Source organism: Mesorhizobium sp. M6A.T.Cr.TU.017.01.1.1, assembly GCF_004023115.1.
GTDB lineage: Bacteria > Pseudomonadota > Alphaproteobacteria > Rhizobiales > Rhizobiaceae > Mesorhizobium > Mesorhizobium mediterraneum.
The window spans coordinates 20246-44498 of sequence record NZ_RZTA01000022.1 but is presented as its reverse complement, the minus strand read 5'-3'; the positions used below and the strand labels follow the sequence as shown (position 1 = coordinate 44498).

General features: G+C 63.6%; 21 protein-coding genes. 6 read left to right on the top strand and 15 right to left on the bottom strand.

Annotated elements, in window-relative coordinates; translation table 11 throughout:
* Window positions 1–125: 125 nt before the first annotated feature.
* Window positions 126–3809 carry a DUF11 domain-containing protein gene (locus tag EOB36_RS09895; RefSeq protein WP_128284769.1) on the bottom strand — a complete coding sequence of 1228 codons (3684 nt, stop codon included), beginning with the start codon at window positions 3807–3809 and terminating at the stop codon, window positions 126–128.
* 10 nt (window positions 3810–3819) lie between these two features.
* Window positions 3820–5814, bottom strand: coding sequence for a hypothetical protein (locus tag EOB36_RS09890; protein WP_095484653.1), 1995 nt, complete (start codon window positions 5812–5814; stop codon window positions 3820–3822).
* Window positions 5815–6367: 553 nt separating this feature from the next.
* Here EOB36_RS09890 and dnaK point away from each other — a divergent pair.
* From dnaK to pmtA, 3 genes are all read left to right on the top strand, one after another.
* A complete protein-coding gene (gene dnaK / locus EOB36_RS09885; RefSeq protein WP_126104150.1) occupies window positions 6368–8284 on the top strand; it encodes a molecular chaperone DnaK in 1917 nt (638 codons plus the stop codon).
* 210 nt (window positions 8285–8494) lie between these two features.
* Window positions 8495–9625 (top strand): molecular chaperone DnaJ, encoded by a 1131-nt coding sequence (gene dnaJ, locus EOB36_RS09880; protein WP_095484655.1) that lies wholly within the window; start codon window positions 8495–8497, stop codon window positions 9623–9625.
* Between the two features lie 142 nt (window positions 9626–9767).
* Window positions 9768–10373, top strand: a complete 606-nt coding sequence (gene pmtA / locus EOB36_RS09875; RefSeq protein WP_095484656.1) for a phospholipid N-methyltransferase PmtA — start codon at window positions 9768–9770, stop codon at window positions 10371–10373.
* 56 nt (window positions 10374–10429) lie between these two features.
* Here pmtA and EOB36_RS09870 read toward each other — a convergent pair whose 3' ends face one another.
* Complete coding sequence (locus EOB36_RS09870; RefSeq protein WP_245467713.1) at window positions 10430–11230, bottom strand: sulfite exporter TauE/SafE family protein; 801 nt, start codon at window positions 11228–11230, stop codon at window positions 10430–10432.
* Between the two features lie 262 nt (window positions 11231–11492).
* On the opposite strand from EOB36_RS09870, the gene EOB36_RS09865 reads away from it, so the two are divergent.
* Genes EOB36_RS09865 through EOB36_RS09855 form a run of 3 tightly spaced genes read left to right on the top strand, consistent with a single transcriptional unit; the run spans window position 11493 to window position 13106 of the window.
* Entirely contained in the window at window positions 11493–12089 is a 597-nt protein-coding gene (locus EOB36_RS09865; protein WP_128284768.1) for an NADPH-dependent FMN reductase, read from the top strand.
* A 20-nt stretch (window positions 12090–12109) separates the two neighbouring features.
* Window positions 12110–12793 (top strand): orotidine-5'-phosphate decarboxylase, encoded by a 684-nt coding sequence (pyrF, locus tag EOB36_RS09860; RefSeq protein ID WP_128241662.1) that lies wholly within the window; start codon window positions 12110–12112, stop codon window positions 12791–12793.
* Between the two features lie 25 nt (window positions 12794–12818).
* Window positions 12819–13106, top strand: coding sequence for a DUF1330 domain-containing protein (locus EOB36_RS09855; protein ID WP_127206348.1), 288 nt, complete (start codon window positions 12819–12821; stop codon window positions 13104–13106).
* Window positions 13107–13124: 18 nt separating this feature from the next.
* On the opposite strand, the gene EOB36_RS09850 is transcribed toward EOB36_RS09855, so the two are convergent.
* The 12 genes from EOB36_RS09850 to EOB36_RS09795 all read right to left on the bottom strand — a co-directional run bounded on the left by EOB36_RS09850 (window position 13125) and on the right by EOB36_RS09795 (window position 24078).
* On the bottom strand, window positions 13125–13478 hold the full coding sequence (locus EOB36_RS09850) for a cupin domain-containing protein (protein WP_128241663.1): 354 nt from the start codon (window positions 13476–13478) through the stop codon (window positions 13125–13127).
* A 27-nt stretch (window positions 13479–13505) separates the two neighbouring features.
* Window positions 13506–14891: an FAD-binding oxidoreductase gene (locus EOB36_RS09845; protein ID WP_128284767.1), complete on the bottom strand. Its 1386-nt coding sequence runs from the start codon at window positions 14889–14891 to the stop codon at window positions 13506–13508.
* 24 nt (window positions 14892–14915) lie between these two features.
* A complete protein-coding gene (locus EOB36_RS09840) occupies window positions 14916–16025 on the bottom strand; it encodes an ABC transporter ATP-binding protein (protein ID WP_126104155.1) in 1110 nt (369 codons plus the stop codon).
* 1 nt (window position 16026) lies between these two features.
* Window positions 16027–16812 carry an ABC transporter permease gene (locus EOB36_RS09835; protein WP_127206351.1) on the bottom strand — a complete coding sequence of 262 codons (786 nt, stop codon included), beginning with the start codon at window positions 16810–16812 and terminating at the stop codon, window positions 16027–16029.
* Window positions 16812–17702, bottom strand: coding sequence for an ABC transporter permease (locus EOB36_RS09830; RefSeq protein WP_127206352.1), 891 nt, complete (start codon window positions 17700–17702; stop codon window positions 16812–16814). Before EOB36_RS09830 ends, EOB36_RS09835 begins: the two co-directional genes overlap by 1 nt.
* 10 nt (window positions 17703–17712) lie before the next feature.
* Window positions 17713–18783, bottom strand: a complete 1071-nt coding sequence (locus EOB36_RS09825; RefSeq protein ID WP_127206353.1) for an extracellular solute-binding protein — start codon at window positions 18781–18783, stop codon at window positions 17713–17715.
* Between the two features lie 29 nt (window positions 18784–18812).
* Entirely contained in the window at window positions 18813–19481 is a 669-nt protein-coding gene (locus EOB36_RS09820) for an XRE family transcriptional regulator (protein WP_127206354.1), read from the bottom strand.
* Window positions 19482–19588: 107 nt separating this feature from the next.
* Window positions 19589–20659 carry a D-alanine:D-lactate ligase-like protein gene (locus EOB36_RS09815; RefSeq protein ID WP_128241665.1) on the bottom strand — a complete coding sequence of 357 codons (1071 nt, stop codon included), beginning with the start codon at window positions 20657–20659 and terminating at the stop codon, window positions 19589–19591.
* A gap of 179 nt (window positions 20660–20838) precedes the next feature.
* Complete coding sequence (locus tag EOB36_RS09810; protein WP_128284766.1) at window positions 20839–21720, bottom strand: SMP-30/gluconolactonase/LRE family protein; 882 nt, start codon at window positions 21718–21720, stop codon at window positions 20839–20841.
* Window positions 21717–22358: a 2-dehydro-3-deoxy-6-phosphogalactonate aldolase gene (locus EOB36_RS09805; protein WP_128241667.1), complete on the bottom strand. Its 642-nt coding sequence runs from the start codon at window positions 22356–22358 to the stop codon at window positions 21717–21719. Before EOB36_RS09805 ends, EOB36_RS09810 begins: the two co-directional genes overlap by 4 nt.
* On the bottom strand, window positions 22355–23314 hold the full coding sequence (locus tag EOB36_RS09800) for a 2-dehydro-3-deoxygalactonokinase (protein WP_128284765.1): 960 nt from the start codon (window positions 23312–23314) through the stop codon (window positions 22355–22357). The genes EOB36_RS09805 and EOB36_RS09800 overlap by 4 nt, the downstream gene beginning before the upstream one ends.
* The gene (locus EOB36_RS09795) at window positions 23311–24078 is read right to left on the bottom strand and encodes an SDR family oxidoreductase (protein WP_128241669.1); all 768 of its coding nucleotides are present in this window, start codon (window positions 24076–24078) and stop codon (window positions 23311–23313) included. Before EOB36_RS09795 ends, EOB36_RS09800 begins: the two co-directional genes overlap by 4 nt.
* Window positions 24079–24253: the final 175 nt, after the last annotated feature.

The following is a 24253-nucleotide window of genomic DNA, read 5'->3' as shown; positions in this document are numbered from 1 at the left end:
TGGATCGACTGCTAGACCATGATCCGGAAAAGGGGAAGCCGGTTTGTCCTTGGCGCGATGGCTTCAGATGTCGGCGCCAAGACCCCGCCGGATTGCACCGGCGGGGTTTTGGTGGGTGCGAATGGTTAGTTCAAAATGCTGTTGCGCGCGGGATCCTGCTGCCGGGGAATCCGTTGTTGCCTCGGCACAAACTGCTGCAGGATGTTCGGGTTCAAGAGGTTCGGATTGATCTCCAAGCCCGGCCTTCTGCGGATCGGGGTGCAGTCCGGATACTGTCCGGTTGTCCCAACCGGGCAGCGCCGCTTGATGATCGGCTGGCACTGGCCGTCGATCAGCCGTGAACCGGGCGCACACTCCACCTGCGGCCGGCGGCATGCGCCTCTGATCACCTCGGTCCCGCGCGGGCAGACACAGGCGCCGCGTTTGTTGTGGACCTGGCCGCGGATGGTGCACTGTTCCACGGTCGGCTTTTTGACGATCGGCACGCAGGCTCTGCCCTTCAGTTCCGTCCGTCTCGGGCAGACGCAGTCGCCGTTCTTGGTGCGGATCTGGCCGGGCAGCAGCTTGCATTGCTCCACTACCGGCGGCTTTTTCCGGATCGGCCGGCAGGCGTCGCCCCTTAGCTCCGTCCCTCTCGGGCAGATGCAATCGCCGTCCTGGGTACGGATCTGGCCAGGCAGCAGCTTGCACAGGCGTGCCGGCGGGTCGTCGGTCGACACGCACCTGCGGTTCTCCAGCTCGGTTCCGCGCGGGCAGATACAACGCCCGTCGGAGGTCCGGATCTGGCCCTTGAGCAGCACGCAGCGCTGCGGGTCCTTCGGCTTCGGTATGATGACCGTGCCGCCACCGGACGAGCACTGGCCGTTACGGAAAGTGGTGCCTTCCGGGCAGACACACCGGCCGGCGTCGTTCGTGACGAGGCCTGCCGAGCACTTCTTCTGCACCTCACGCTTGATGGTGAAGGGATGGCAGGCATAGGCCTTGCCACGATCGCCCTGCACGTTGGTCGGGTCGCGGGAGAGCACGTCGCCCGCGCCTCGCACCTGCGTGTCGGGGGACAGCACGCCAACGCAGTTCTGGCCGCTGACGGTGCCCTGCAGATTGGCCAGGCGGCCGTCGTCGGGAATGATCACGGTCACTTGGTGAACGTGGCTTTCCCCGGCGCCGAGCGTCAAATTGGCGATGCAGGATGCGGGCAAGGTCGCCGGTTCCGGCGCGCAGCCGAAGGGCGGGTCGATCGAGGTGATCGCAACGCCTTCCAGCCGGCCGAGGCCTTCAACGCCGATCGCATCCCCGATGCGAACCGGACCGGAGAAGGTGCCTTCCCCATCATTCGTGATGGTGATCTCAAACGAGCAGGGCTGGCCGACCCGGCACTCGGCATCGCCGGTCTTTTCGACCCGGATGGTGGCAGGGCCGCCACCCTTGGCGCAGGCCCTGCCGATCGGATAGACGATCTCGTCTCCGGGCGCTGGGCCGTAAGAGCCGCGCGCACAGTTCTCGAATTCGCCGTTCGCAGCAACCGTCACGTCGAAGTGGCGGCTGGTTCCAGGCGTCATCACGGCGCCAGGAATCTGGCACGACAGCGTATTGGCCGGAACCGGTCCGCACGCCCATTCGGCGCCATCAGGGATGACGGTCTGGATCTGGATGGGCGCGCCGCCGGCCACCAGCGTGGCGGCATCGTTGACCCGCACCGGACCGGTGGGGGCCGTGGTGCCGGTGCTGATGACGGTGATGCGGCAGGTGACGGCCGCAGCACCGGCCAGTGCTCCGCCGCACACCTTGGTGATGCGCATGGCCGGCTTTCCGCCATCACGGATGCGTTGCTTGGCGCAGGCCTTGTTGTTGGTGAGGTCGTTCTCACCGGGGATGGCCTTCACTTCGGCGCAGTTCTCGACGGTGTCCGGCCGGTAGCCGGCCGGCATCACCGCTTCGACGAAGATCGGCGTCGAGGCGCCCGGCGAGAGCACGATGCCGGCATTGTCGCAACGGAACTGGCCGGGGCCGTTCGGCCCGCATGTCCAGGGCGGAGTCGGGCCGAAGGTCGAGGATACCGGCGCGCCGCCCGGATAGGTGTCCGTGACCGTCAGCGGCCCGTCATAGGGGACGCTGCCGTTGTTGATGATGTCGATCACGAAGGTGCAGACACCATCGGCCGTGCAGACCGGGGTGCGCGCACGCTTCTTCAGGATCAGATCGACCTTCTTTTCCACCGGCGGCCGGCAGTCGCGGTCACGGTCGCCACGCCGGCAGATCGGGATCGAGGCGCAGCCGCGGTCGTTTTGCTGGCTGCCGAACAGCGGCTTGCCGCTGGCGCCATAATTATAGGCGGCGCAGTTGCGCAAGCTCCGACCTTGCCAGCCTGCGGCCGGCTTGAAGCCGAGCTTGAGGTCGACAGAGGCACCCGGGTTGAGCGTGGTCACCGGATGGGTGCACGTCATCGGGGTGGCCGCCGGCGCACAGACCCAGGGCGCATTCGGTCCTGAATCGAGGGTGGAGCCGGCCGGCAAGGTCACGTCGTCGAGAACGATCTTGCCGTGATACGGCCCGTCGCCGACATTGGTGACCTTGATGGTGAAGTCGCAGCCGCCGCCCATCGTGCAACGCGGAACGTTGGCGCGTTTTTCGACTTTCAGATCCGGTTCCCTGTCCTTGGGCGGACACCTCTGGTCACGCGGAATGACAATTTCGATCGTCTGCGTGCAGCACAAGCCCCAGCCCTCCTCCGGGCCGGCATAGGTTTCGATGCCGGTGACGACGAGGTGGATGACGTCTCCGGGTGACGCACCGACGATCTTCCAGTTGAGCACACCGCCGCCCGCCGGCACCAATTGCGTGTCGGGGATGATGGTGATGCCGGGTGTCGTCGTCGAGAGATGCACCCACTTGCCGCCCATCTCGGGGCCGACCGGCATATGGTAGATGAAGGCGCCGCCGCCGGGCACGCAATCGAGCGTGCCGCGCTCCACCTTGAAGCATTCCTTGCCGGGAGGTGGAGGCGGCGGGTTGCATTTGGTCAGGTCGATCTTGATCGAGGTCTTTTCGCCGGTAAGGATGTTGCCGTCGTCCGGCTTGCCTGGGTCTTGTGACGGGATGATGGTCCCGGTGCCGGGCCCGACGGTTATCTTGATCATGCCCTGATTGTCGACGATCGCCGGCGAGGCAAACGCCGCATGGTCGATCTTGGCGGTGATCTGGAAGGTGATGACGCGTTCGTTTGGAGCGCCGACGCCGTCGAGATCGGCGGCGGATATCCGGAAGTCGGAAACATCAGCCGTGTCGTTGGGATTTGCCGACGTGCTGATCGAGGCTCCGGGCAGCGGTCCGCCGGACGCATCCGTGCCGTCGCCGGACAGATGCACGCCGACGATCCGCAGGCCATGCGGAAGCTGGTCCTTGAAGTCGATCCTGGCCTTTTCCAGCGCGGTCGCGAGGCCTGGGCTGGCAAAGGCTTGCGGGTTGCCGCGCAGGCCGAAGCTCAGGGAATATACGACATAGTCGCAGCCTCGTTGTCTGCCTTTCTTGGTGAAGAAAGGCACGACCCGGCCGGGCCGCGGATTGACGATGCGCGGCTCATCGAGGTCGAGCCCGAAATCCGGACTGGCGGTTTCGAGCGGACCGGAATCGGCAGGCTTGTCGATGTCGGCCTGGCTGGTCTGGACCGGAACAAGATCTTTCGCGAAGCCTTGCCCCGGGCTCAGCATGGCGACCGCGATACCGGCCGCCATCAGCCAGCGCGCGCCGCGCCTGGAGAGTGACAGCGGTTTCATGGTCGTCGCGAGTGGGGAAAGTGCTGAAATGCTCATCTTCCCCTCCTCAACGTTCGCAGCTGACGGCTGGGGTTCTGAGCGGCACCGTCATCTTGCAGCAAGGGAAATAGCCGCCCTTGTCGCGATCGAACTGCTTGTAGAAGCAGAGCCCGACATCGACCGTGTCGCCAGGATAATGGCCGGTGATACCTATCGTGTAGGGCGCGCCGGGAGCATGGGAGAGGAGTGAGGTCACCCCGACGCCTGATGTCCTGGACAGAGCCTTGATCGAATCGCCGCCAAAGCCGGCATGGTCACGGAGATAGAGTTCGGCCTCGAGGCCGGAGGGCGTGCAGAAATACCTGACATCCTCGACATCGAGGCAAGGAGGCACGCCGCCGGGGGGCGGGAAGTCGGGCGGATAGAAAGGTGGCAGGTAACCGCCGCCCGGTACCTGCTCGTAATAGCCGGCACGACCCTCGCAGGGGTGCCAGACCTCGACATCGCCGACATGGCCTTCAACCTCGGGGTCTTCGAAATAGCCGTCGAAGTCGACGAACCACGAGCCGAAGGGCGGCACGTTGGCCGGCTTGACCAGTGCTGTCGGCGTGATCTGCACGCCGTGCACGGCGAGCGGCCCGCCGCCGGCAAGCTGTTCGGCAAGTGCGGGATTGTCGCGCAATTTGTCGCCGGTCTTGACCAGCGTCTCGGTGCAGACGCCGGCATCGAGATTGCCGTCGGAGTCGTAGCCATATTGCAGGTCGAGGCCGCCGGCCGACTGCCGGTTGTCCTCCGGGAAACCGACCGCATATTCCTGCGGCATTTCCACCCAGACTGATTCCGTCGCCGGATCGTCCGGGTTATCGCGCCAGTAGCGGATGACCTCGCCCTTGCCGGAATCGGCGAACTGGCTGTAGTCGTAGCGGTTTTCTATCGGGCCGCGCTGGGCCAGGTACATGAAGCCGCTGATGTCGAAAGCGATGTCGGTTACGGCTTGGTCCTTGTCGGCCTTGACCGTCAGTTCCCAGCGCGTGTCACCGGCAAAACTGCCGTCGCGGGCAACGCCCACCGACCAGATCTCGGCCTTTTCACCGACCGAATAATAGAGCCGGCCGCCATGATAGGCGACGGACCAGACGCGGCGCTCGTCCTGCGTATAACCCCAGCTGTCGGGGTCTTCGCTGTCGAAGGCAGCGTCCTCGATGTCCATGACCGAGCCATCGTCGGCAAGCGGGGCCAGCCCGTGCGCCGGGCGCCCGGCAACGCCGTGGTCGAACGTGTCGACCGACGTGCCGTTGGCGTCGACACGGTGTATGAGACCGGTGTCGAGGTCACTGGCGAAGATCTGGCGGTGGATATTGTCGAAGGTGATGTCGCCAACGCCGGGACCGCTGTTGGTGTCGATGTCGGCAAATTTGCTCACCTGGCCGGTGATGCCGTCGATCTTCCAGATCGTGCCCGGTCCGCCGCCGTTCTCGGTGCCGAACTGGCCGTCCATAAAGATGGCGCCGGCAGCACCGCGACGCTGCCGCTCAGGGCGCCCGTCCGCATCTTCGTCTGATGTGACGATGCGGATGCCGTGCAGCGAGCTGGCGCCGGCATAGAGGTTCGGAATGCCTGATGGAACACCGTCGCGGACGCCGTCGTCATAGGTGATGCCGAACACCTGGCCGATCTGCTCGGCTGTCACTTCGAAGGGCGGCGGCGTGAAGACGAGCTGGCCGGAGGCCGGCCCGCCTAGCCTTGAAACGTCGAAAACGCGCAAGGTTGCGCGCGTCGTGTCGATGAAGGTTTCGTCGACGGGATCGACGCCGGGCGGCAAGCCTGCTTCGAAATTGGGCCCCTCTTCGAAATTGGGAATGACAGTGCCGGAAAACCCGGTCACCGCTATCGAGCCCGGATAGATGATCTGCGTTTCCTGCGCCTGGGCGGCACAGCCAAGCCACAGGGTGGTGGCGAGCGCCAGGAATCTACTGGTTGCCGGGAATCCACTGGTTGCTTGGATCGCACGGCGCAAACGGCCAGCACGAGAGCGCACGAACGCGCCGTGGTCGCAAGACATGGAATTCCCCCCGCGGGCGAGAGAAACATCCGGTCTTGCCGCGCAAATCAGGGCAAGGCGCGACGTTCCGGCACGTTTTTCCCTGATCGAATTGTCTGCTTTCCTCGCAGTCACGATACGCCGGCTCTTACGCAGGGTCAACGGAATCAGCGGAAAGCCCAGCGGATCGCCCCCATCCCGAAAGCGGTGGTCGCGCTGAGTTCCCGGAGACCGCGGAGCCTTTGGATTTCCAGTCATGGCACTTTCCTTTCCGGGGCCGCACCATGCAGCACCTAGGTGTCAGTCGCGAACAGACGCGGAAAGGTTCATGGGAAGCGCTGGACGGCCTGGGCTCACCGTGCCATGGCCGGAGAACACCCGGCTCGGCCCGAGCAAAGGATGTTGGACGGCCTTGCGCAGAATGCTTGCGCGCCGCGCAGCCTGTTCTTATATACGCGCCAAGCCGTTCGACGCCGGAATGCCGGTTGCCGAAGCGGAATTTCTTGTGAACAGGGGCTTTCGTCGGAACGCCTGTACGGGTCCTGAGAGCCTGCTTAGCGGAGAGACTAGAAAAATGGCAAAAGTAATCGGTATCGATCTGGGGACCACCAACTCCTGCATCGCCATCATGGATGGCAAGGAGTCGAAGGTCATCGAGAATGCGGAAGGCGCGCGCACGACCCCTTCCATCGTCGCCATCAACAGCGATGGCGAGCGCCTCGTCGGCCAACCGGCCAAGCGCCAGGCGGTCACCAATCCTGAAAACACCATCTTCGCGGTCAAACGCCTGATCGGCCGCCGGTATGACGACCCGGTGACTGACAAGGACAAGAAGCTCGTCCCCTACAAGATCGTCAAGGGTGACAATGGCGACGCCTGGGTCGAGGCCGGCGGCAAGAAGCAGTCGCCCAGCCAGATCTCGGCAATGATCCTGCAGAAGATGAAGGAAACGGCGGAAGCCTATCTCGGCGAGAAGGTCGAGAAGGCGGTCATCACCGTTCCGGCCTATTTCAACGACGCCCAGCGCCAGGCCACCAAGGACGCCGGCAAGATCGCCGGCCTTGAAGTGCTGCGCATCATCAACGAGCCGACCGCGGCCGCACTTGCCTACGGCCTCGACAAGAAGGAAGGCAAGACCATTGCCGTCTATGACCTTGGCGGCGGCACGTTCGACATTTCGGTGCTCGAAATCGGCGACGGCGTCTTCGAGGTGAAGTCGACCAATGGCGACACCTTCCTCGGCGGCGAAGATTTCGACATGCGTCTGGTCGAGTATCTGGCTGCCGAGTTCAAGAAGGAACAGGGCATCGACCTGCGCAACGACAAGCTCGCCCTTCAGCGCCTCAAGGAAGCGGCCGAAAAGGCCAAGATCGAGCTGTCGTCCACCACACAGACCGAGATCAACCTGCCCTTCATCACCGCCGATGCCAGCGGCCCCAAGCACCTGACGCTGAAGCTGACGCGGGCGAAGTTCGAGAGCCTGGTCGAGGATCTCGTCCAGCGCACGATCGAGCCCTGCAAGGCGGCGCTCAAGGATGCCAGCCTGAAAGCTGGCGAAATCGACGAGGTCGTCCTGGTTGGCGGCATGACCCGCATGCCCAAGATCCAGGAGATCGTGAAGCAGTTCTTCGGCAAGGAGCCGCACAAGGGCGTCAATCCGGATGAGGTCGTCGCATTGGGCGCCGCCATCCAGGCTGGCGTGCTGCAGGGGGACGTCAAGGACGTGCTGTTGCTCGACGTGACGCCGCTGTCGCTCGGCATCGAGACGCTGGGTGGCGTGTTCACACGGCTGATCGAGCGCAACACGACGATCCCGACCAAGAAGAGCCAGGTGTTCTCGACGGCCGAGGATTCACAGTCGGCCGTGACCATCCGCGTCTTCCAGGGCGAGCGTGAAATGGCCGCCGACAACAAGGCGCTCGGCCAGTTCGACCTGGTCGGCATTCCGCCGGCGCCGCGCGGCGTGCCGCAGATCGAGGTCACTTTCGACATCGACGCCAACGGCATCGTCAACGTCTCGGCCAAAGACAAGGGCACCGGCAAGGAGCACCAGATCCGCATCCAGGCGTCTGGCGGCCTTTCGGACGCCGACATCGAGAAGATGGTGAAGGACGCCGAAGCCAATGCCGAGGCCGACAAGAAGCGGCGCGCGCTGGTCGAGGCCCGCAACCAGGCCGAGGCGCTGGTGCATTCCTCGGAGAAGTCGCTGAAAGAATATGGCGAGAAGGTTTCCGAGGCCGACCGCACGGCGATCGCCGATGCGATCGCGGCGCTGAAGACCGCCGCCGAAGGCGACGACGCGGCCGAGATCGAAGCCAAGACCCAGGCGCTCGCCGAAACCTCGATGAAGCTCGGCCAGGCCATGTACGAGGCTTCGCAGAAGGAAGCCGCGGAAGCCGACGCCAAGGCGGACGCCGCCAAGGACAGCGACGTGGTCGATGCCGATTTCGAGGAAATCGACGAGGACGACGACAAGAAGAAGTCGGCCTGAGCCGCCTGACGGCAGATAAAGCGGAAAGCCCGGCGCAAAGCCGGGCTTTTTTGCAACTCTGACCGAAAAAATACGGGCTTGATCGAAAAAATGCGGGCAAGCCCGCGTCGACACTGGCATCCCGGCCCCATCGCACCTAAATCGGAACAGCGTGCCGGCAAACGACGCAACAAGGCTTCAAGACGTTGAATATCCGGACTGCAGGAAAAGATGAAAGCTGATTTCTACGAAACGCTGGGCGTGCAAAAGGGGGCAGACGAGAAGGAGCTCAAGAGCGCTTTCCGCAAGCTCGCCATGCAGTTCCATCCCGATCGCAATCCCGGCGACCATTCCTGCGAGCACAAGTTCAAGGAAATCAACGAGGCCTACGAGACGCTGAAGGACCCGCAGAAGCGCGCGGCCTACGATCGTTTCGGCCACGCCGCCTTCGAGCAGGGCGGCATGAATGGCGGCGCGCAAGGCTTCGGCGCCGGCGGCTTCGCCGACATCTTCGAGGATATTTTCGGCGACATGATGGGCGGGCGCCAGCGCCGCTCCTCAGGCGGCCGCGAGCGCGGCGCCGACCTGCGCTACAATATGGAAATCACGCTGGAGGAGGCATTCGCCGGCAAGACAGCGCAGATTCACGTGCCAGCGTCGATCTCCTGCACGGAATGCTCCGGCACCGGCGCCAAGCCCGGCACCCAGCCCGTCACCTGCTCGATGTGCAACGGCCACGGCAAGGTGCGCGCCACGCAAGGCTTCTTCTCGATCGAGCGCACCTGCCCGCAATGCCAAGGGCGTGGCCAGACCATCAAGGAGCCGTGCCCGAAATGTGCTGGTCAGGGTCGCGTCACCGAGGAGCGGTCGCTGTCGGTCAACATCCCGGCCGGCATCGAGGACGGCACCCGCATCCGCCTCGCCAATGAGGGCGAGGCCGGCCTGCGCGGCGGCCCGTCGGGCGATCTCTACATTTTCCTTGCGGTCAAGCCGCACGAATTCTTCCAGCGCGACGGCGCCGATCTCTATTGCAAGGTGCCGATCTCGATGACGACGGCCGCCCTTGGCGGCTCCTTTGAGGTGGCGACGCTGGACGGCACCCAGACGAAAGTGAAGGTGCCGGAAGGCACCCAGAACGGCCGTCAGTTCCGCCTCAAGGGCAAGGGCATGCCGGTGCTACGCCAGCACAATGTCGGCGATCTCTATATTCAGACCGCGGTTGAGACGCCGCAGAACCTTTCCCGCCGCCAGCGCGAGTTGCTGGAGGAATTCGAGCAGCTTTCCTCGAAGGACAATTCGCCCCAGTCGAGCGGCTTTTTTGCCCGCATGAAGGACTTTTTCGAAACCTTCAGCGAGCGCTGATGCCTATTCTCGTCAATCGGGTGTAGAGTGCAATTAAGGCGAAGCTTCCCTAGCGTCATCAACATCTTATACCGGCATCCGCCTTGCCTAGAACCCCGTAGCTGCTAAGTAGCCTCTCGGGGGAGCGTTCAGGAGAACTTGCATGGCACATGGTCCCGGACTGCGAAAAGCGCTGGCGGAAAAGTTCGACGACGAACTGAAGTTCTTCAAGGGCTGGATCGACAAGCCGAAGGCAGTCGGTTCGATCGTGCCGACCAGTTCCATCACGGCCCGCAAGATGGCATCCGTCGTCAACCCGAAGTCGGGCCTGCCGGTGCTCGAAGTCGGACCCGGCACCGGCGTCATCACCAGAGCCATCCTCGCCCAGGGCGTAAAGCCTGAAAATCTCTATGCGGTCGAATATTCCCCCGATTTCGTGCGCCATCTGCGCCGGCTCTATCCCGGCGTCAACGTTATCGAGGGCGACGCCTTCAATCTCGATGCGACGCTTGGCGACAAGAGCGGCCTGACCTTCGATTCGGTCGTCTCCGGCGTCCCACTGCTCAATTTCCCGGTCGCCCAGCGCATCGCCTATGTCGAAAGCCTTCTCGACCGCATCCCGACAGGCCGTCCGATCGTGCAGCTGACCTACGGCCCAATGTCGCCGATCCCGCCTGGCCGCGGCGACTACACGGTTGAGCATTTCCATTTCGTCATCCGCAACATCCCGCCAACGCAGCTGTGGATCTACCGGCGCGCGGCACACTAGGGTCGAAACTTAGCCAGCCGCCGCAAATGGCCTAAAATGGGTGGAAGCGGACATCTCTACCTCGCCTGGTGCCAGACTTTCCACGCGGAGATTACGAGGATCGCGGCTAGCGCTGGCAATAGCAGGGCGCTAGGAACGATGCCGAGCAGAAAACCGCCGATCAAGGTCCCCATGATTGATCCAGCTGCCATTACAAGCAAGAGCGACCGATTTCGTCCGATGGTGGCGAAGCTCTGATCGCGGCTGTAGCGTGAGAAGCCGACCAGCACCGTCGGAAGGCTCACGGCGAGCGACAGGCTTCCAGCAAGCTTGATGTCCGCACCGAAGAGCAGAACCAGCGTGGGTATCAGGAGTTCGCCGCCGGCAACGCCGAGAAACGACGCGACGACGCCTATTGCGAACCCTGCGACAGCACCCACCGCCATTTGGGCCGTACCCGTCAACAGTGCTCGCCCCACACTGGCATCATGTCCGAACACAAGCACAGCCGCGATGACGATGAGCAGCGCTGCGATCACCCTGTAGAGCGTTTCCGATTTCAGGCGCGTTGCCCATCCCGCTCCGAACCATGCGCCGAGAAGGCTTCCGGCAAGCAAATTCACGATGATCGGCCAATGCGCCGCAATCTGGCCAAAAGGCACCGTGCCCATGCGAAAGGGTAGCGCCGTGGCGACGACCACCAAGCTCATGGCCTTGTTGAGGATGACGGCTTCCAGCGCGGTGAAGCGGAAGACCCCGATCAGCAGCGGCAAACGAAATTCAGCACCGCCGAGGCCGATTAGGCCGCCGAGAGCGCCAATGATTGCGCCACCGCCGAATGCAAGCGGAAGTTTTTGCGGAGGATTTGTCGAGGTCAATCCTTGAGTCATAGCGCTATATCTACACGGAAACGACGCCTGGAACAGGCGATCCTTGGCCCGTCATTAAGCGTCCGCTCCGCGTCGAACTCGGTCGCTCAGAGTGAGCGAGGTTTGATCCCTTGAGCGAGGTGCGTCCTCTTGGACGCACAACACCTTGAATCCAAGCATCGTGCTTTCCAGAAATCGATTTTCGATTTTTGGGCCGATGCGTTGATCTGAGCGATCCTTGGCTGTACCTGTCCGGGGACAAAGGTGGCCAATGGCAGTGATCCCGAAAATTCTCGTCTTCGCGGGCTCGATTCGCGCTGGCGCCTACAGCGGCAGGACCGCCGACGTGGCGCAGAAGGAACTCGCCATGCAGGGCGCCGAGGTGACCCGGATCTCGCTTGCCGACTGTCCGCTGCCGATCCTGGACGAGGATCTGGAAAAGGAGAAAGGCGTTCCCGAAAACGTCTTCAAGCTTGCCAGGCAGATCGCTGCCCATGACGGGCTGCTGATCGCGACGCCCGAGTATAACGGCTCCATCCCGCCGCTGCTCAAGAACACTATCGACTGGGTGAGCCGGGTGCGCACGGATGGCGGGCGGTCGTTCAGGCCGTTCACCGGCAAGCCCGCCGGCCTTTGTTCGTCTTCCAAAGGACACTTCGCCGGGGTACGCTGCATCAACCATCTGCGCGCCGTGCTGGTGCGCTGCCAGATGGAGGTGGTAACGCCGGAGTGTTCCGTGCCGGAGGGCGGCAACGCCTTCGACGACGACGGAAATTTCAGGGACGAGAGACTGAACAGATCGATGGAGCACCTATGCCGCACGCTGATCGAAACCTCGCGCCTGCTGTCCACGCGGATCGAGGCTTGATCCAGGAGCGCGCCAGCACCATGCAAGACAGGCTGATCGTCGGCCTCGACGTGCCGACGCTGAAGGAAGCCGAGAAGGCGGTGCGCGAGCTCGACGGGGTCGTCTCCTTTTACAAGATTGGCTATCAGCTCGCTTTCGCCGGCGGGCTCGACTTCGCCCGCGAGCTCGCCAGCGGCGGCACCAGAATCTTCCTCGACATGAAGCTGCTCGACATCGACAACACAGTGGCCAAGGGTGTCGAGGCCATTGCCAGGATGGGCATGACCATGCTGACGCTGCACGCCTATCCGAAGACGATGAAGGCAGCGGTCGAGGCCGCCAGGGGCAGCGATCTCTGCCTGCTTGGCGTCACCGTGTTGACCTCGATGGACGAGCAGGACGTGATCGACGCCGGCTATGAATATGACCCGCATACGCTGGTGCTGAGGCGCTCCGAGCAGGCGCTGCATGCCGGCATGGGCGGCATCGTCTGCTCGGCCGAGGAAGCGGAAGCGGTGCGCCGGATCGTCGGGCCCAACCTGGCCGTCGTCACGCCGGGAATACGGCCCAAGGGCAGCGACCATGGCGACCAGAAACGCGTCGTCACGCCGGCGCAGGCGATCCGCAACGGCTCCAGCCATCTCGTCGTCGGCCGGCCGATCGTCGGCGCGACCGACAGGCGGGCGGTCGCGGAAGCGATCCTTGACGAAATGCGCTCGGCTTAACGCTTAGATTTCGGAGAAAAAGAGCATGCCCAAGGGATACTGGATCGCCCGCGTCGATGTGCGTGATGCGGAAGGCTACAAGGACTATGTTGCTGCCGCCAAACCGGCCTTCGATCGTTTCGGCGCGAAATTTCTCGCGCGTGGTGGCGCGCACGAAAAGGCCGAGGGGCCGGGCCGCGACCGCAACGTGATCATCGAGTTTCCGTCATTGGCTGCGGCGCATGATTGCTACCACTCGCCGGAGTATCAGCGCGCCGTGGCGATCCGCCAGAAAGTGGCCGACGGCGAGATCGTGCTGGTCGAAGGGGTTTAGTTCAGCCGCCTGCGGCGGTCAGACCGAATGCAGGATGTAAAGCTTGCGCGTTTTCTCGTGGATGGTCCATTCGCCCTGCCAGCCAAGCGGCAGGACAAGCAATTCGCCGGGTCCGACACCTTTGGCCGCGCCATCGGGACCATGCAGCGTCACGCGGCCGGAGACGATGTGGCAAATCTCGGAATTCGTGTCTCGGCGCGCGGTGAACCGGCCCTGCGAACATTCCCAGACACCAACTTCGATCTTGCCATCATCCGAAGTCCAGAGCGTGTTGGCTGCTTCCAGCTGATCGCCTTCCACCGAGGTGGGTTTCGGCTGAGGCTCACCGAGGTCGATATGCGCAAGGTGGGCGAAGGTCTTGAAGTCGATCATTTTCTTAAGTCCTCGAGGTAATGCGGTTCAGTGCCCGGTGATGCGATCGGCCAGGGCGGCCAGCCGCGATGTGCGCGGCAGCCCCTTTGCTTCCCGCTCGTCGGCAATCCGATAGAGCTGATACATGGAATGGACGCCCAGCCAGCGCAGCGGCTCCGGTTCCCATTTGCGCACGGTTCGATTGACCCAGGGAAGCCGCGTCAGCTCGGTGTCGTTGCCCAGCAGCAGATCCCTCAATGTGCGTCCCGAGAGGTTCGAGGTGGAAACGCCGAGGCCGACATAGCCACCGGCCCAGCCTATTCCGGTCTGCTTGTCAAAGCCCACCGACGTGCACCAGTCGCGCGGCACGCCCAGCGTTCCACACCACGCATGGTCGAGCTTTAGCCCCTTGGTCTGCGGCAAAAGCGTCGTCAGGATCTTGTGCAGCTTATCGATCGTCGCCTGTTGGGTGACGCCGCGAATGTCGGTCTTGGAGCCGAAACGATAAGGCACCCCGCGCCCGCCCATGGCAATGCGCCCTTCCCGGGTGCGTTGCGCATAGCAGTAGGTGTGCGCAGCGTCGCCGAGCACCTCGTAGCCGTCCCAGCCGATTTCGCTCCACAGTTTTTCGGACAACGGCTCGGTCACAACGATGGCGCTGTTGAGCGCCAACCAAAGTCTCTCGTGGCCGGCGATGCCCGCGGTAAAACCCTCGGTTGCCCGCACGATCTTTTCGGCACGCACCACGCCCCGGTTGGTTGCAACCTTGCCTTTTTCGATCGACAGCACGGTCGTCTGTTCACAAATCCGGACACCGAGGCGCTCCACTGCCCTGGTGAGCCCCTGCACCAGCTTTGCAGGCTGAACCCGCGCAACTTTCTTGATGACGAAGGCGCCGCGCGCGTTGTGCACCGCTATGCGCCGGCGCATCTCTGCTGCATCGATGTACCCGACGCGGTCGTCGGTCAGCTCCCAGGATCTGGCATGGGCATACATCGCCTTGGCGCGCTGCTCCTGCCCCTCGTTGGTTGCGACAAGCAGTTCATCGGTACGGCGAATATCGGCGTCGATGCCTTCGGTCTCCGCGACCGATATGACCTCGTTCACCGTGCCCATCATCGCCGCCTGCATGGCGATGACCCCGGAGCGCGACGATGCCTCCTCATATTTTTCGCGCGACCATGAGAAGCCGCCGGACAGCCAGCCGCCATTGCGTCCCGAAGCACCGAAGCCGGCGAACTCCTTCTCGACGATGACGATGTTGAGGTGCGGCGCTGCCTGCTTCAGGTAATAGGCGGTCCAAAGGCCGGTGTAGCCGGCCCCGACGATGCAAACGTCGGCCACGATATCGCCCTGCAGCGGCGGCCGGTAGCCGGGCACCCCGCCGATGTCGGCATACCAGAATGAAACGTCGCCGTTCTTCTTCACGTCCATTGTCGCGATTTTCCCAGGTAGGATTCAGGTCAGCGTGAAATCGGCCTTTTCGTCGTCCGCTAACAGCTTCACGTCGCTGCCCGCGAATATGAGGTCGACCTCGTCGCCGATGGCGAAGGTCTCGGCATCCAGCGTCGAGCGCACGATCGCCTTGGAGGTGTCCGCCAGCACGACTTCGTATTTGGAGCCCGATCCGAGATAGATGGCTTCGCCGATGCGCCCGGGCAGGGTGTTTCGATCCTGTCCGCCCTTGCCCCGTCTGGCGAGGCTCAGCTTCTCCGGTCGCAGCAGCATCACCGGCTTGGCGCCATCGGGAAGGCGTTTGGCGGCGGCCACTTTCCGCCCTTCTATCTCGATGGCGGTCTCGTTCCCGGAGGTGGAGGCCGCGCCACGCAGTATCGTCGAGTCGCCGACGAACTTTCCGACGAACAAGGTCTCGGGCTCGTCGTACAGCTGGCGACCGGTGCCGATCTGCTCGATGCGTCCTTGGTTGAACACGGCGATGCGGTCCGAGAGGACCAGGGCCTCCTCTTGGTCGTGCGTGACGTAAACGAAGGTGGTGCCCAACTCCCGGTGGATCCGTTTGATCTCGAGCTGCAGCCATTCACGCAACTTCTTGTCGAGCGCGCCGAGCGGCTCGTCCATCAGGAGCAGCGGCGGGTCGAATACGATGGCGCGCGCCAGCGCGACGCGCTGCTGCTGCCCGCCGGAAAGCTCGCTGGGGAAGCGGTGGCCGAAATCCGCCATCTTCACCATGTCCAGCGCCTTGCGCACCCGCGCCTCACGATCGGGATTGGCGATGCCGCGCAAGGTCAGTGGGTATGCGACGTTCCTGCTCACCGTCATGTGCGGAAACAACGCATAGTGCTGGAAAACCACGCCGATGTTGCGTTTGTGCGCCGGTACGCCGATGACGCTCTTGCCGCCGACATCAAGCGAACCCGAGCTGACCTCGGTGAAGCCGGCGATGACGTTGAGCGTGGTCGTCTTGCCCGAACCGCTGGGTCCGAGCAGCGTCATGAACTCCCCCGGCTCGATGCGCAGCGAAACCTTATCGAGAGCAATGAAGCTGCCATACTGTTTGCTGACGGATTTGAGATCGATGGCTGCGCCGCGGGTCGATGGTGAGGCCATGTCAACGTTTTCCCTGTCTCGAACCGATCAGCAGCCCCGCCCCGATCACCAGCGACGTCACGATGAAGAGCAACGTGCCCACCGCCGCAACGGTGGGGTCGGCATCCCGGGTAATGCTGGAGAAGATCTGGACCGGCAGTGTCTTCAGATAAGGGCTGGTGATGAACAGCGCGACGATGATCTCGTCGAACGAGGTTACGAACGCAAACAGCAGCCCCGACAGGATGCCCGGCGCGATCAGCGGCAACGTCACCGTCCTGAATGCCATCAGCCGGGTCGCGCCGAGGCTGGCCGCAGCCGTCTCCAGCCGTTTGTCGAAGACTTCAAGGCTGGCGGAGACGGCGATGATGACGAAAGGAACGGCGAGCATCGTGTGGGCCAGCACGAAGCCGGTCATGGTGCCGACCAGCCGCGTATCGAGATAGACCGCATAGATTCCGACGGCGAGCACCACCCCCGGCACGACCATCGGCGTGATCAGCAGTGCACGCAGCACGCCGCTGACGCGGCTTTTCATGCGATCGAGGCCGAATGCCGCCAGCGTGCCGATGACGGTGGCGAACACCGCAGTGACGACGGCAACCTTGAGCGAGCCGACCAGGCTCGCCGACCATTCGGGGTTGGTGAAGAAGTTCTGGTACCACTGCCAGGAAAAGCCGGATGGCGGAAAGGCCAGCGACTTCTTGTCGTTGAACGACATCGGCACGACGACGATTGTCGGTGCGACCAGCCAGACCGCGACCAGCAGGCAGAACAGACCGAGCAGGATTCGACCGGGCTGTTTCATCAGCGTGTCGAGCCCGTCTTGTGCGGTTGGCGCGACAGCGGTGCTGCAAGCGCGAGCAGGACGAAGGTCGCGATCAACAACACCACACCCATCGCACCGCCGCGACCCCAGTTGAGCAGGCTGAGCACTTGGTTCTGGATCAGGGTCGAGAGCATGGTCGAACGCGGACCGCCGAGCAGCGCGGGGGTTATGTAGAACCCGAGCGCAAGAATGAACACGATGATGGCGCCCGCGTAGACGCCCGGAAGCGAGAGCGGCAGATAGACCTGGGCAAAGGCGCGCGCCGGGCTTGCGCCGAGGCTTCGTGCCGCCTGCATGAGCCGCAGGTCAATCGTCTTCATTACCGAATAGAGCGGCAGGATCATGAACGGCAACAGCACCTGCGCCATGCCGATCACCACGCCTGTCTGCGTGCGGATCAGCTTGACCGGACTAAGGCCGACTGCCCGTATGACGGAGTTGATCACGCCGGAATCCTGCAGAAGGATGACCCATGCCAAGGTGCGCACCACACCGCTCACCCAGAACGGCACCAGAACGCACAGGATGAGGACGAGCCGCATCTTGGGCCCGACCGCAGTCATCACATAGGCATAGGGATAGCCGGCAATGAGACATACCAGCGTCACCCAGGCGGAGATCGCGAAGGTCCGCTGAAGCACGGTCAGGTTGACCGGTGTGCCGAAAAACCAGGCATAGTTCTGCCATCCCCATTGCGGCTCGGAAAAGCTACGCAAGGTCACGATGGCGAGCGGCAGGCCCAGGCAGACGACGAGCAGCAGCAGCGCCGGCGCGACGAGCCAGAAAGCCTGTCCACGAAACCAGCGCCGGCGGTCGTCTGCTGCGACAGCCGGACCAGTGTTCCGGCTGTCGGTTGTTATCGTTGCCACTGCGGCGGACCTAGTTGCCCGCCATCAACGCGTTCCACTTTTCGTTCGCCACCTCGAAGTTCTCCACCCAGAACTTGATGTTCTGCTGATAGCCAAGCTTCAGCTTGTCCGGCGTATTGGTCATGAACGCCGCGGTGACCTCGTCCACTTCGGGCTTCGCGTCCTTGTGGATCGGGGTATACGAGGTGGTTTTTGCAAGCGTCTCCTGCGCGCTCTTGCCGACATAGGCGTTGATCAGCGCATGTGCTGCGTCGGGATCCTTGACGCCCATCGGAATGGTCATCTGGTCCATCACAACCAGCCAGTCCTGCCACGCCGGCGTGTACGCCGCGCCGTTCTTCACCGCGGTCATGGCACGTCCGGTCCACATCGCGATCATGTCGGCTTCACCGGATTCGGCGAGCTGCTGGGAATCGGCGCCGGTCTTCCAGAAGATCGTGTCCGGACCGAGCGACTTCACCTTCTCGATAGCCTTGTCGATGTCGGCCACCGTCATGTTTTCCACCGACCCGCCGGCTGCGAGCAGCGCCTGCTCGATCATGCCGCCGGACAGATCGCCGCTGCCTTCCAGAGCGCGCGAGCCCGGGAACTTCTCGATATCGAAGAAATCCTTCCAGCTCCTAGGCGGATTATCCTTGTACTTTTCGGTGTTGTACATCAGCACCACGCCATAGTTCATGGCCGGCACACTGCAATCACTGATCTGGCCCTGTGGAATGTTGGACGTATCGATCTTCGAGAAGTCCAGCTTCTGGAACAGCTTGCCGCAATAGACGTAGGGCGGGAAATCGCCGGTGTCGACGACGTCCCAGGTCACATTGCCGGACTCGACCTGCGCCTGCAGTTTCGAGATTTCGGTCGGCCCATCGCTGAGCAGCGTCACACCGGACTTGTCGACGAACTCTTTTAGCGCGGCGATCTGGCCATCCTGATAAATGCCTCCATACGAGACGAAGGTAAGCGTCTTGTCCTTCAGCGAGCCCTCGGCCACCTCGCCTGCCACGGGCTTGCTCTGTGCAAGCGCTGCGGTCGCGATCATCAGCAGCCCGAGCGCGGTCACCTGTCCGATCTTGGTCTTCATGTTTTATCTCCCATTTACGTGCACCCGCATTACTTCTGTCCGCCCGGTTGCGAGCCTTGTCCGGGCGTGTATTGATTGAGTTCCGCCGCGCCGCTGGTCGGGGGCGCGATGATCCAGAGCACCTGCGCCGGCGTCTTGCCGATGTTCACCGTGCGATGCGGCGTCGAGGTTGCGTACTCGATGCTGTCGCCCTCGTTCATGGTGAAGCGCTCGTCCGCCAGCGTCAGCTCGACTGTCCCCTTCAGGACGACGAACATCTCGTGCTTGCCGCCATGCGTGTAAGCGTCGTTGCCGGTCGAGCCGCCGACGTCGAAATCCCCCGAGTAAACCTCGAATTCATGGATCGGCCGCCGCGACAGCAACGTCTTTCGACAACCGTGGCTGATCGGCAGCAGGGGGCGGTCGGCTCTGGTGAGCACCTTGTGGAACCCACCGTCGGTCTGCTCGAACAAGTCGTTGATGCCGAGGTCCAAGGCAGCCGCGATCCGCATCAGGGTGCTGGCGCTGGCTCCGCTCAGATTGCGCTCGAGCTGGCTGATGAAGCTCGCCGTCGTGCCGATCATGTCGGCCAGTTGGCGAAGCGAAATGCGTCGGGCCGTGCGAATGGCCTTGATCCGCCCACCGACATGCTTCGTCTTGTCCGCGTCCGCCGCTGGCAGCGCCGCCACGTCCGGGGATGTCGCAGGGTCGATTTTCACCGAGTGCCTCCTTCACTTAACACCCTATTAAGTGAGGTGCCGGAACGCAAGCCATTTGTCGAGATACGATCCTGGGTCCCAGCGGCTGCCGCGTACGCGTGCGCTGCTCATCCCGTTGGCGAGGTAAAAAAACGACTCGCCGCGGTCTCGGCCATCGCATCGGCGAGGCCCATCTCCCATTCCGTGCGGCAATACGCGCGGAAATCGAAGCAGGGCAGGCCGGGGCAGACCTCGAACTCGATGAGATGGACGCTGTCGTCGGCTTCGACCCGGAAATCAATGGAAAATACATCCCGCAACCCAAGCCCGGTCATCAGCCTTTGCGCGATCCGTCGGATCCTTGAATCGGCTCGCGGCTGGCTGGTGGCGACCGGCAGCAGGTCGGGCTCGGCGTATGTCCCCGCCTCCCTGGCAGCCTCGCCGGTGTCGCCGTAGAGCGCCAGGCTGTCTGCCATGGTCTGGAAATCACTACCCGAATCGACAAAGGCGACGCCGAGCGCCTCGACGCCGGTGTTCGGCTTCAAGCCCAGAAAACTAGCGCGCGCGTTGCGCCCGGCGACGTAGGGCTGCACGACGACATCGTCGCGATAGGCGGCGAACACACGCCGGCTAAGCTCCAGCGCGTGGCCGAGATCACTGCTGCGTGAATCCGGCCAGATGCCGATCTTGGCGCCGAGCCGGTTCGGCTTGACGAACCAGCCGGCTGGCGAAGCCGGCGGCTCGACCAGCCAACGGCCGTCGCGGGCCAAGCCGGATCGCGGCACCGGCAGGCCGAGCGCGCCGAGCACGGCGCCGGAGCGGAATTTGTCCTGGCAGAGCGCAAACAGCGCATCATCGGCGCCGAGCACCTTCAGGCCGTTCAGTCTTGCCAGAGCCGGTGCTGCACAGCCACGGAAATAGGCGATGCCATCGGTCAGCGTCCACACCAGCGTCGTGTCCGGGTCCTCACCGGCAAGCCCGTTTGCGGCATCGTCGAGCGCCACCGGCGCGAAGGACAGGCCGCGCGTCAGACAGGCTGCGGCTAGTGCATCGAACTCAGGGGCGATGTCAGTCGACTGCGCCAGATAGGAGGCGATTTCGGCGGCACGCGCCGGCAAATGGCCTTCGACGACCAGCCGGTCGAAGCAGGCCCTTTCCGGCTCGTAGACAAGGATCAGCTTCGGCTTGCGGCTTGACATGGGATGAGCGGGTCCTGGGGATGAACGGGTCCTGGCAGCGCGATTGCCTACCATCGCACGGCGAATGTATCAGGCTTTCGCGGAAACCGACGTCAGTCGGACGCCTGCACGACAGTGCTGGTGCGATCTTCCCGTTTGGTACCATGTTCTTTTCCGAACCGAAGGTTCGGGATCATCGCCTAGGCGATCAGCACGCGCGGCTCGAAGCGGCCGTTGACCGGAACATCGAGCAGAAACGTCATGCCGGCTTGCGGGTCCAGCAGGCGCTGTTTCTCATCCTTCCCCGACCAGGCGGACGTCACCGCCAGCCGGTCGGCATTCCTGCCGACAAAGGCCGGGCAAGACGGCTGCGTCACCGGCATCGCGACCGACCGGATGAGCTTGCCGTCGGGTCCGTAGGCTTCGATGACGCTGCCGCCCCAGCAGGCGTTCCATAGGACACCGTCGCGATCGAGCACCGAACCATCGATATAGCCCTTGGCCTTGCGGTGATCGACGAAGATCTTCGGCTCGCCGGACGGCAGGCCGGTTGCCGGATCGCAGCCGACCCGCATCAGCAGTCCGGTGCTGGTATCGGTGTAGTAGGCGGTCGTTCCGTCTTCGGAAAAACAGATCGAGTTCGACACGGTGATGTCCGAGTAAAGCCGGCGCAACTCCCCCCTAGAGAACCAGTAGATCGAGCCGGCGCCCTTTTCCTCGCCCTTGCCCATGGTGCCGACCCAGAAGGCGCCGCAGGGGTGGACGCGCGAATCGTTCGAGCGCGTCACCGGGTTGTCGGCCTCGATCGTCGTGTGCAGCGTCAGCTTGCCGGTCGCCACGTCGCGGACGTGCAGGCCGGTTTCGGTGGCGATCAACTGCCTGCTGTCGTCGATGATGGCTATCGCGCTGGCCATCTGGCCAAGCTCGTGGATTTTGACCGCGCCGCCGGAAAGGCGTTTTTCCAGAAGCTGGCCGTTGACGATATCGAACCAGTAGAGCGTGTCGGTGGCTGGATCATAGCTCGGGCCTTCGCCGAGCTGGCAGACATGGTCGGAAAAAACCGAAACTTTGGCTTCACTCATCCTGCTGCTCCAAACGCCGCATCCCAGGCTACTGTGGCAGCCCGCGCCCGTGCGGCCACCTCTTCGACGCTCATGCCAGGCTTGAACAGGCTGGAGCCAAGGCCGAAGACGCTGACGCCGGCCGCCTTGTAGCCGGCAAAGTCCTTCTCTGAAACACCGCCGACCGCGCCGACCAGCGTCTCTGCCGGCAAAACCGCGCGCATCGCCGCGATGCCGGCAGCCCCAAGCACGCTGGCCGGGAAGAATTTCAGCGCCGAGGCGCCGAGCCGGATCGCCTGGAAGGCTTCGGTCGGCGTGAACACGCCGGGCATCGTCACCATGCCGTAATCCATCGCGCGAGCCATGACCTCGGCATCGATGTTGGGGCTGACCAGCAGCCGGCCGCCCGCCTTGTGCAATCCGTCAACATCGGCTGATGTCAGTACGGTTCCTGCACCGACCAGCGCCGTCGCCGGCAGCGCCTGCACGATATTCGCGATCGAGGCAAAAGGGTCCGGCGAATTGAGCGGCACTTCGATCGCTTCGATGCCGGCCTCGAAGATCACCCGGCCAATGGCCACCGCCTCGCCTGGCTTGAGGCCGCGCAGGATGGCGACAAGGCCGCGTCTGAGCTTCGGAAACGGTGCGGTCTCGGTCATGCTACAACTCCGCTTCCGGCAATCATGCCATTTTCGCACGCGGCCTCGATCAGGCCGGCACGCACTGCCTCGTCGGCGTCGACAGTCTTGACCGCAAGTCCGGCAAGGCCGAGCGCTTCAGCGTAGAGAGCGCCGAGCGCGCCGGAAGCAATCAGCACGACCGACGCAGCGCCTTTCCCATAGCGGTGGCTGGCAGAGGCGATCTCGCCGCCGATCAGCAGGCCGGACAGGCAAGCAGCGGCATCGTCGGGTTTCAGGTCCTGCAGCAGGCCCGCGGCACGGATCGAGAATAGTCTCGACGTGACATCGCCGCCGTCGGCCAGCGCTTGCTCGCACCAGCGCCGGAAAAACGGATTTCCTGATGCGACCGGCTTGGGCTGCTCGCCCAGCGAATGGCGCAGGATCGAATGCGCCGCCAGCACCGAAAACAGCTCGCCGGTTGGCCAGGTGCCGAAACCTGTAACGGCGCCGTCCTCGACCAGCACCCATTTCGAATGGGTGCCGGGCATGCAGACGAGATGGCGACCCTTTGCCGGCAAACCAGCGCCGGCAAGCTGCGTTTCCTCGCCGCGCATGACGTCGGGCGCGTCGGCCTGGCGCTGGGCAAGGCCCGGCACGATGCGGATGTCGCGGCGCTGGCCCGGAATGCGCGCCGCACCGGCCAAAATGGCGCCGATCGGCGCCGGCACGGTGACATAGGGCGCCTCGAGCCAGCCCTGGCGCGAGCCGGCCATGCCGCAGATGATGACGGGCATCGCTTCCGGCGCGCCCATCGCCGCCAGATGTCCTTCGAGGATGGTCGAAAAGCCGGTGGCTTGCGCAGTGATCAGCCCGTCGTCGCCGCGGCGCTCGGCAAGGATTTTTCCCGCCTCATCGACCAGCCAGACCCTGAGACGGGTGGTGCCCCAATCCACGGCGGCGACAGAGGGTGCTTTGCTCGGGGATCCTGGGCTCACAGGAAGCCCCCGTCGACGATCAGCATCTGGGCGGTCAGCATCCGCGAAGCGTCCGACGCCAGGAACAGCACCGTGCCGACGATGTCATCCGGCTGCATTACCTGCTTGATGCATTGCTTGGCGACATGGGCGGCGAGCGCCTGTTCGGTGACCCAGAGCTCCTTCTGCCGCTCCGTAATCACCCAGCCGGGTGCGATCGCATTGACGCGAATGCCGTCAGCGCCGAGCTTGCCGGCAAGGCCCTTGGTCAGGCCGACGATGCCGGCCTTGGCCGCGGTATAGGCCGGCATGTCGGGGTGGTTGATGAGAAACGACGTCGATGTGAGGTTGATGATCGAGCCGCCGCCGGCCCGCTTCATGCCCGGCGCCACCGCTTGGGCGGAGAAGAAATGCGGACGCAGATTGATCGCCTGATTGTTGTCCCAGAATTCCACCGTGACGTCTTCCACCGCGTGGCGTTCGTCAAGTGCTGCATTGTTGACCAGCACGGTGACGTCGCCATGCGCTTCTGCCGCCTTGGCGGCAGAAGCCCGCAGCGCCTCGATGTCGCGTATGTCTGTGTTGAGATAGAGGGGTCGCCGGCCGAGATCCTTCTCGATGCGGTCGGCCAGCGCCAGGCTCGGGCCGTCAGCGATGTCGATGAAGGCGACCTTCGCCCCCTGGCGTGCAAAACCCTCCGTCAACGCCGCGCCGATGCCGGAGCCGCCGCCGGTGATCAGCACCGAAGCGCCTTCAAGGTCGGCAAAGCGCGCCGATGGCATCATTTTTTTTCTCCACAAAGTCAAAGTGCGGCAGCGTCCTTGGCGCGTCCCAAACGGACGCACGGGGCTGTGGTCTGGCCGGCGCGCATCCTAGCCAGCCCGGTCCAGGGAGCAAGGGCGAAAAACGGATTCTTACGGCTTATGTCCGACAAAAAGAAGGCTGCGCCGCAGTGGCAAC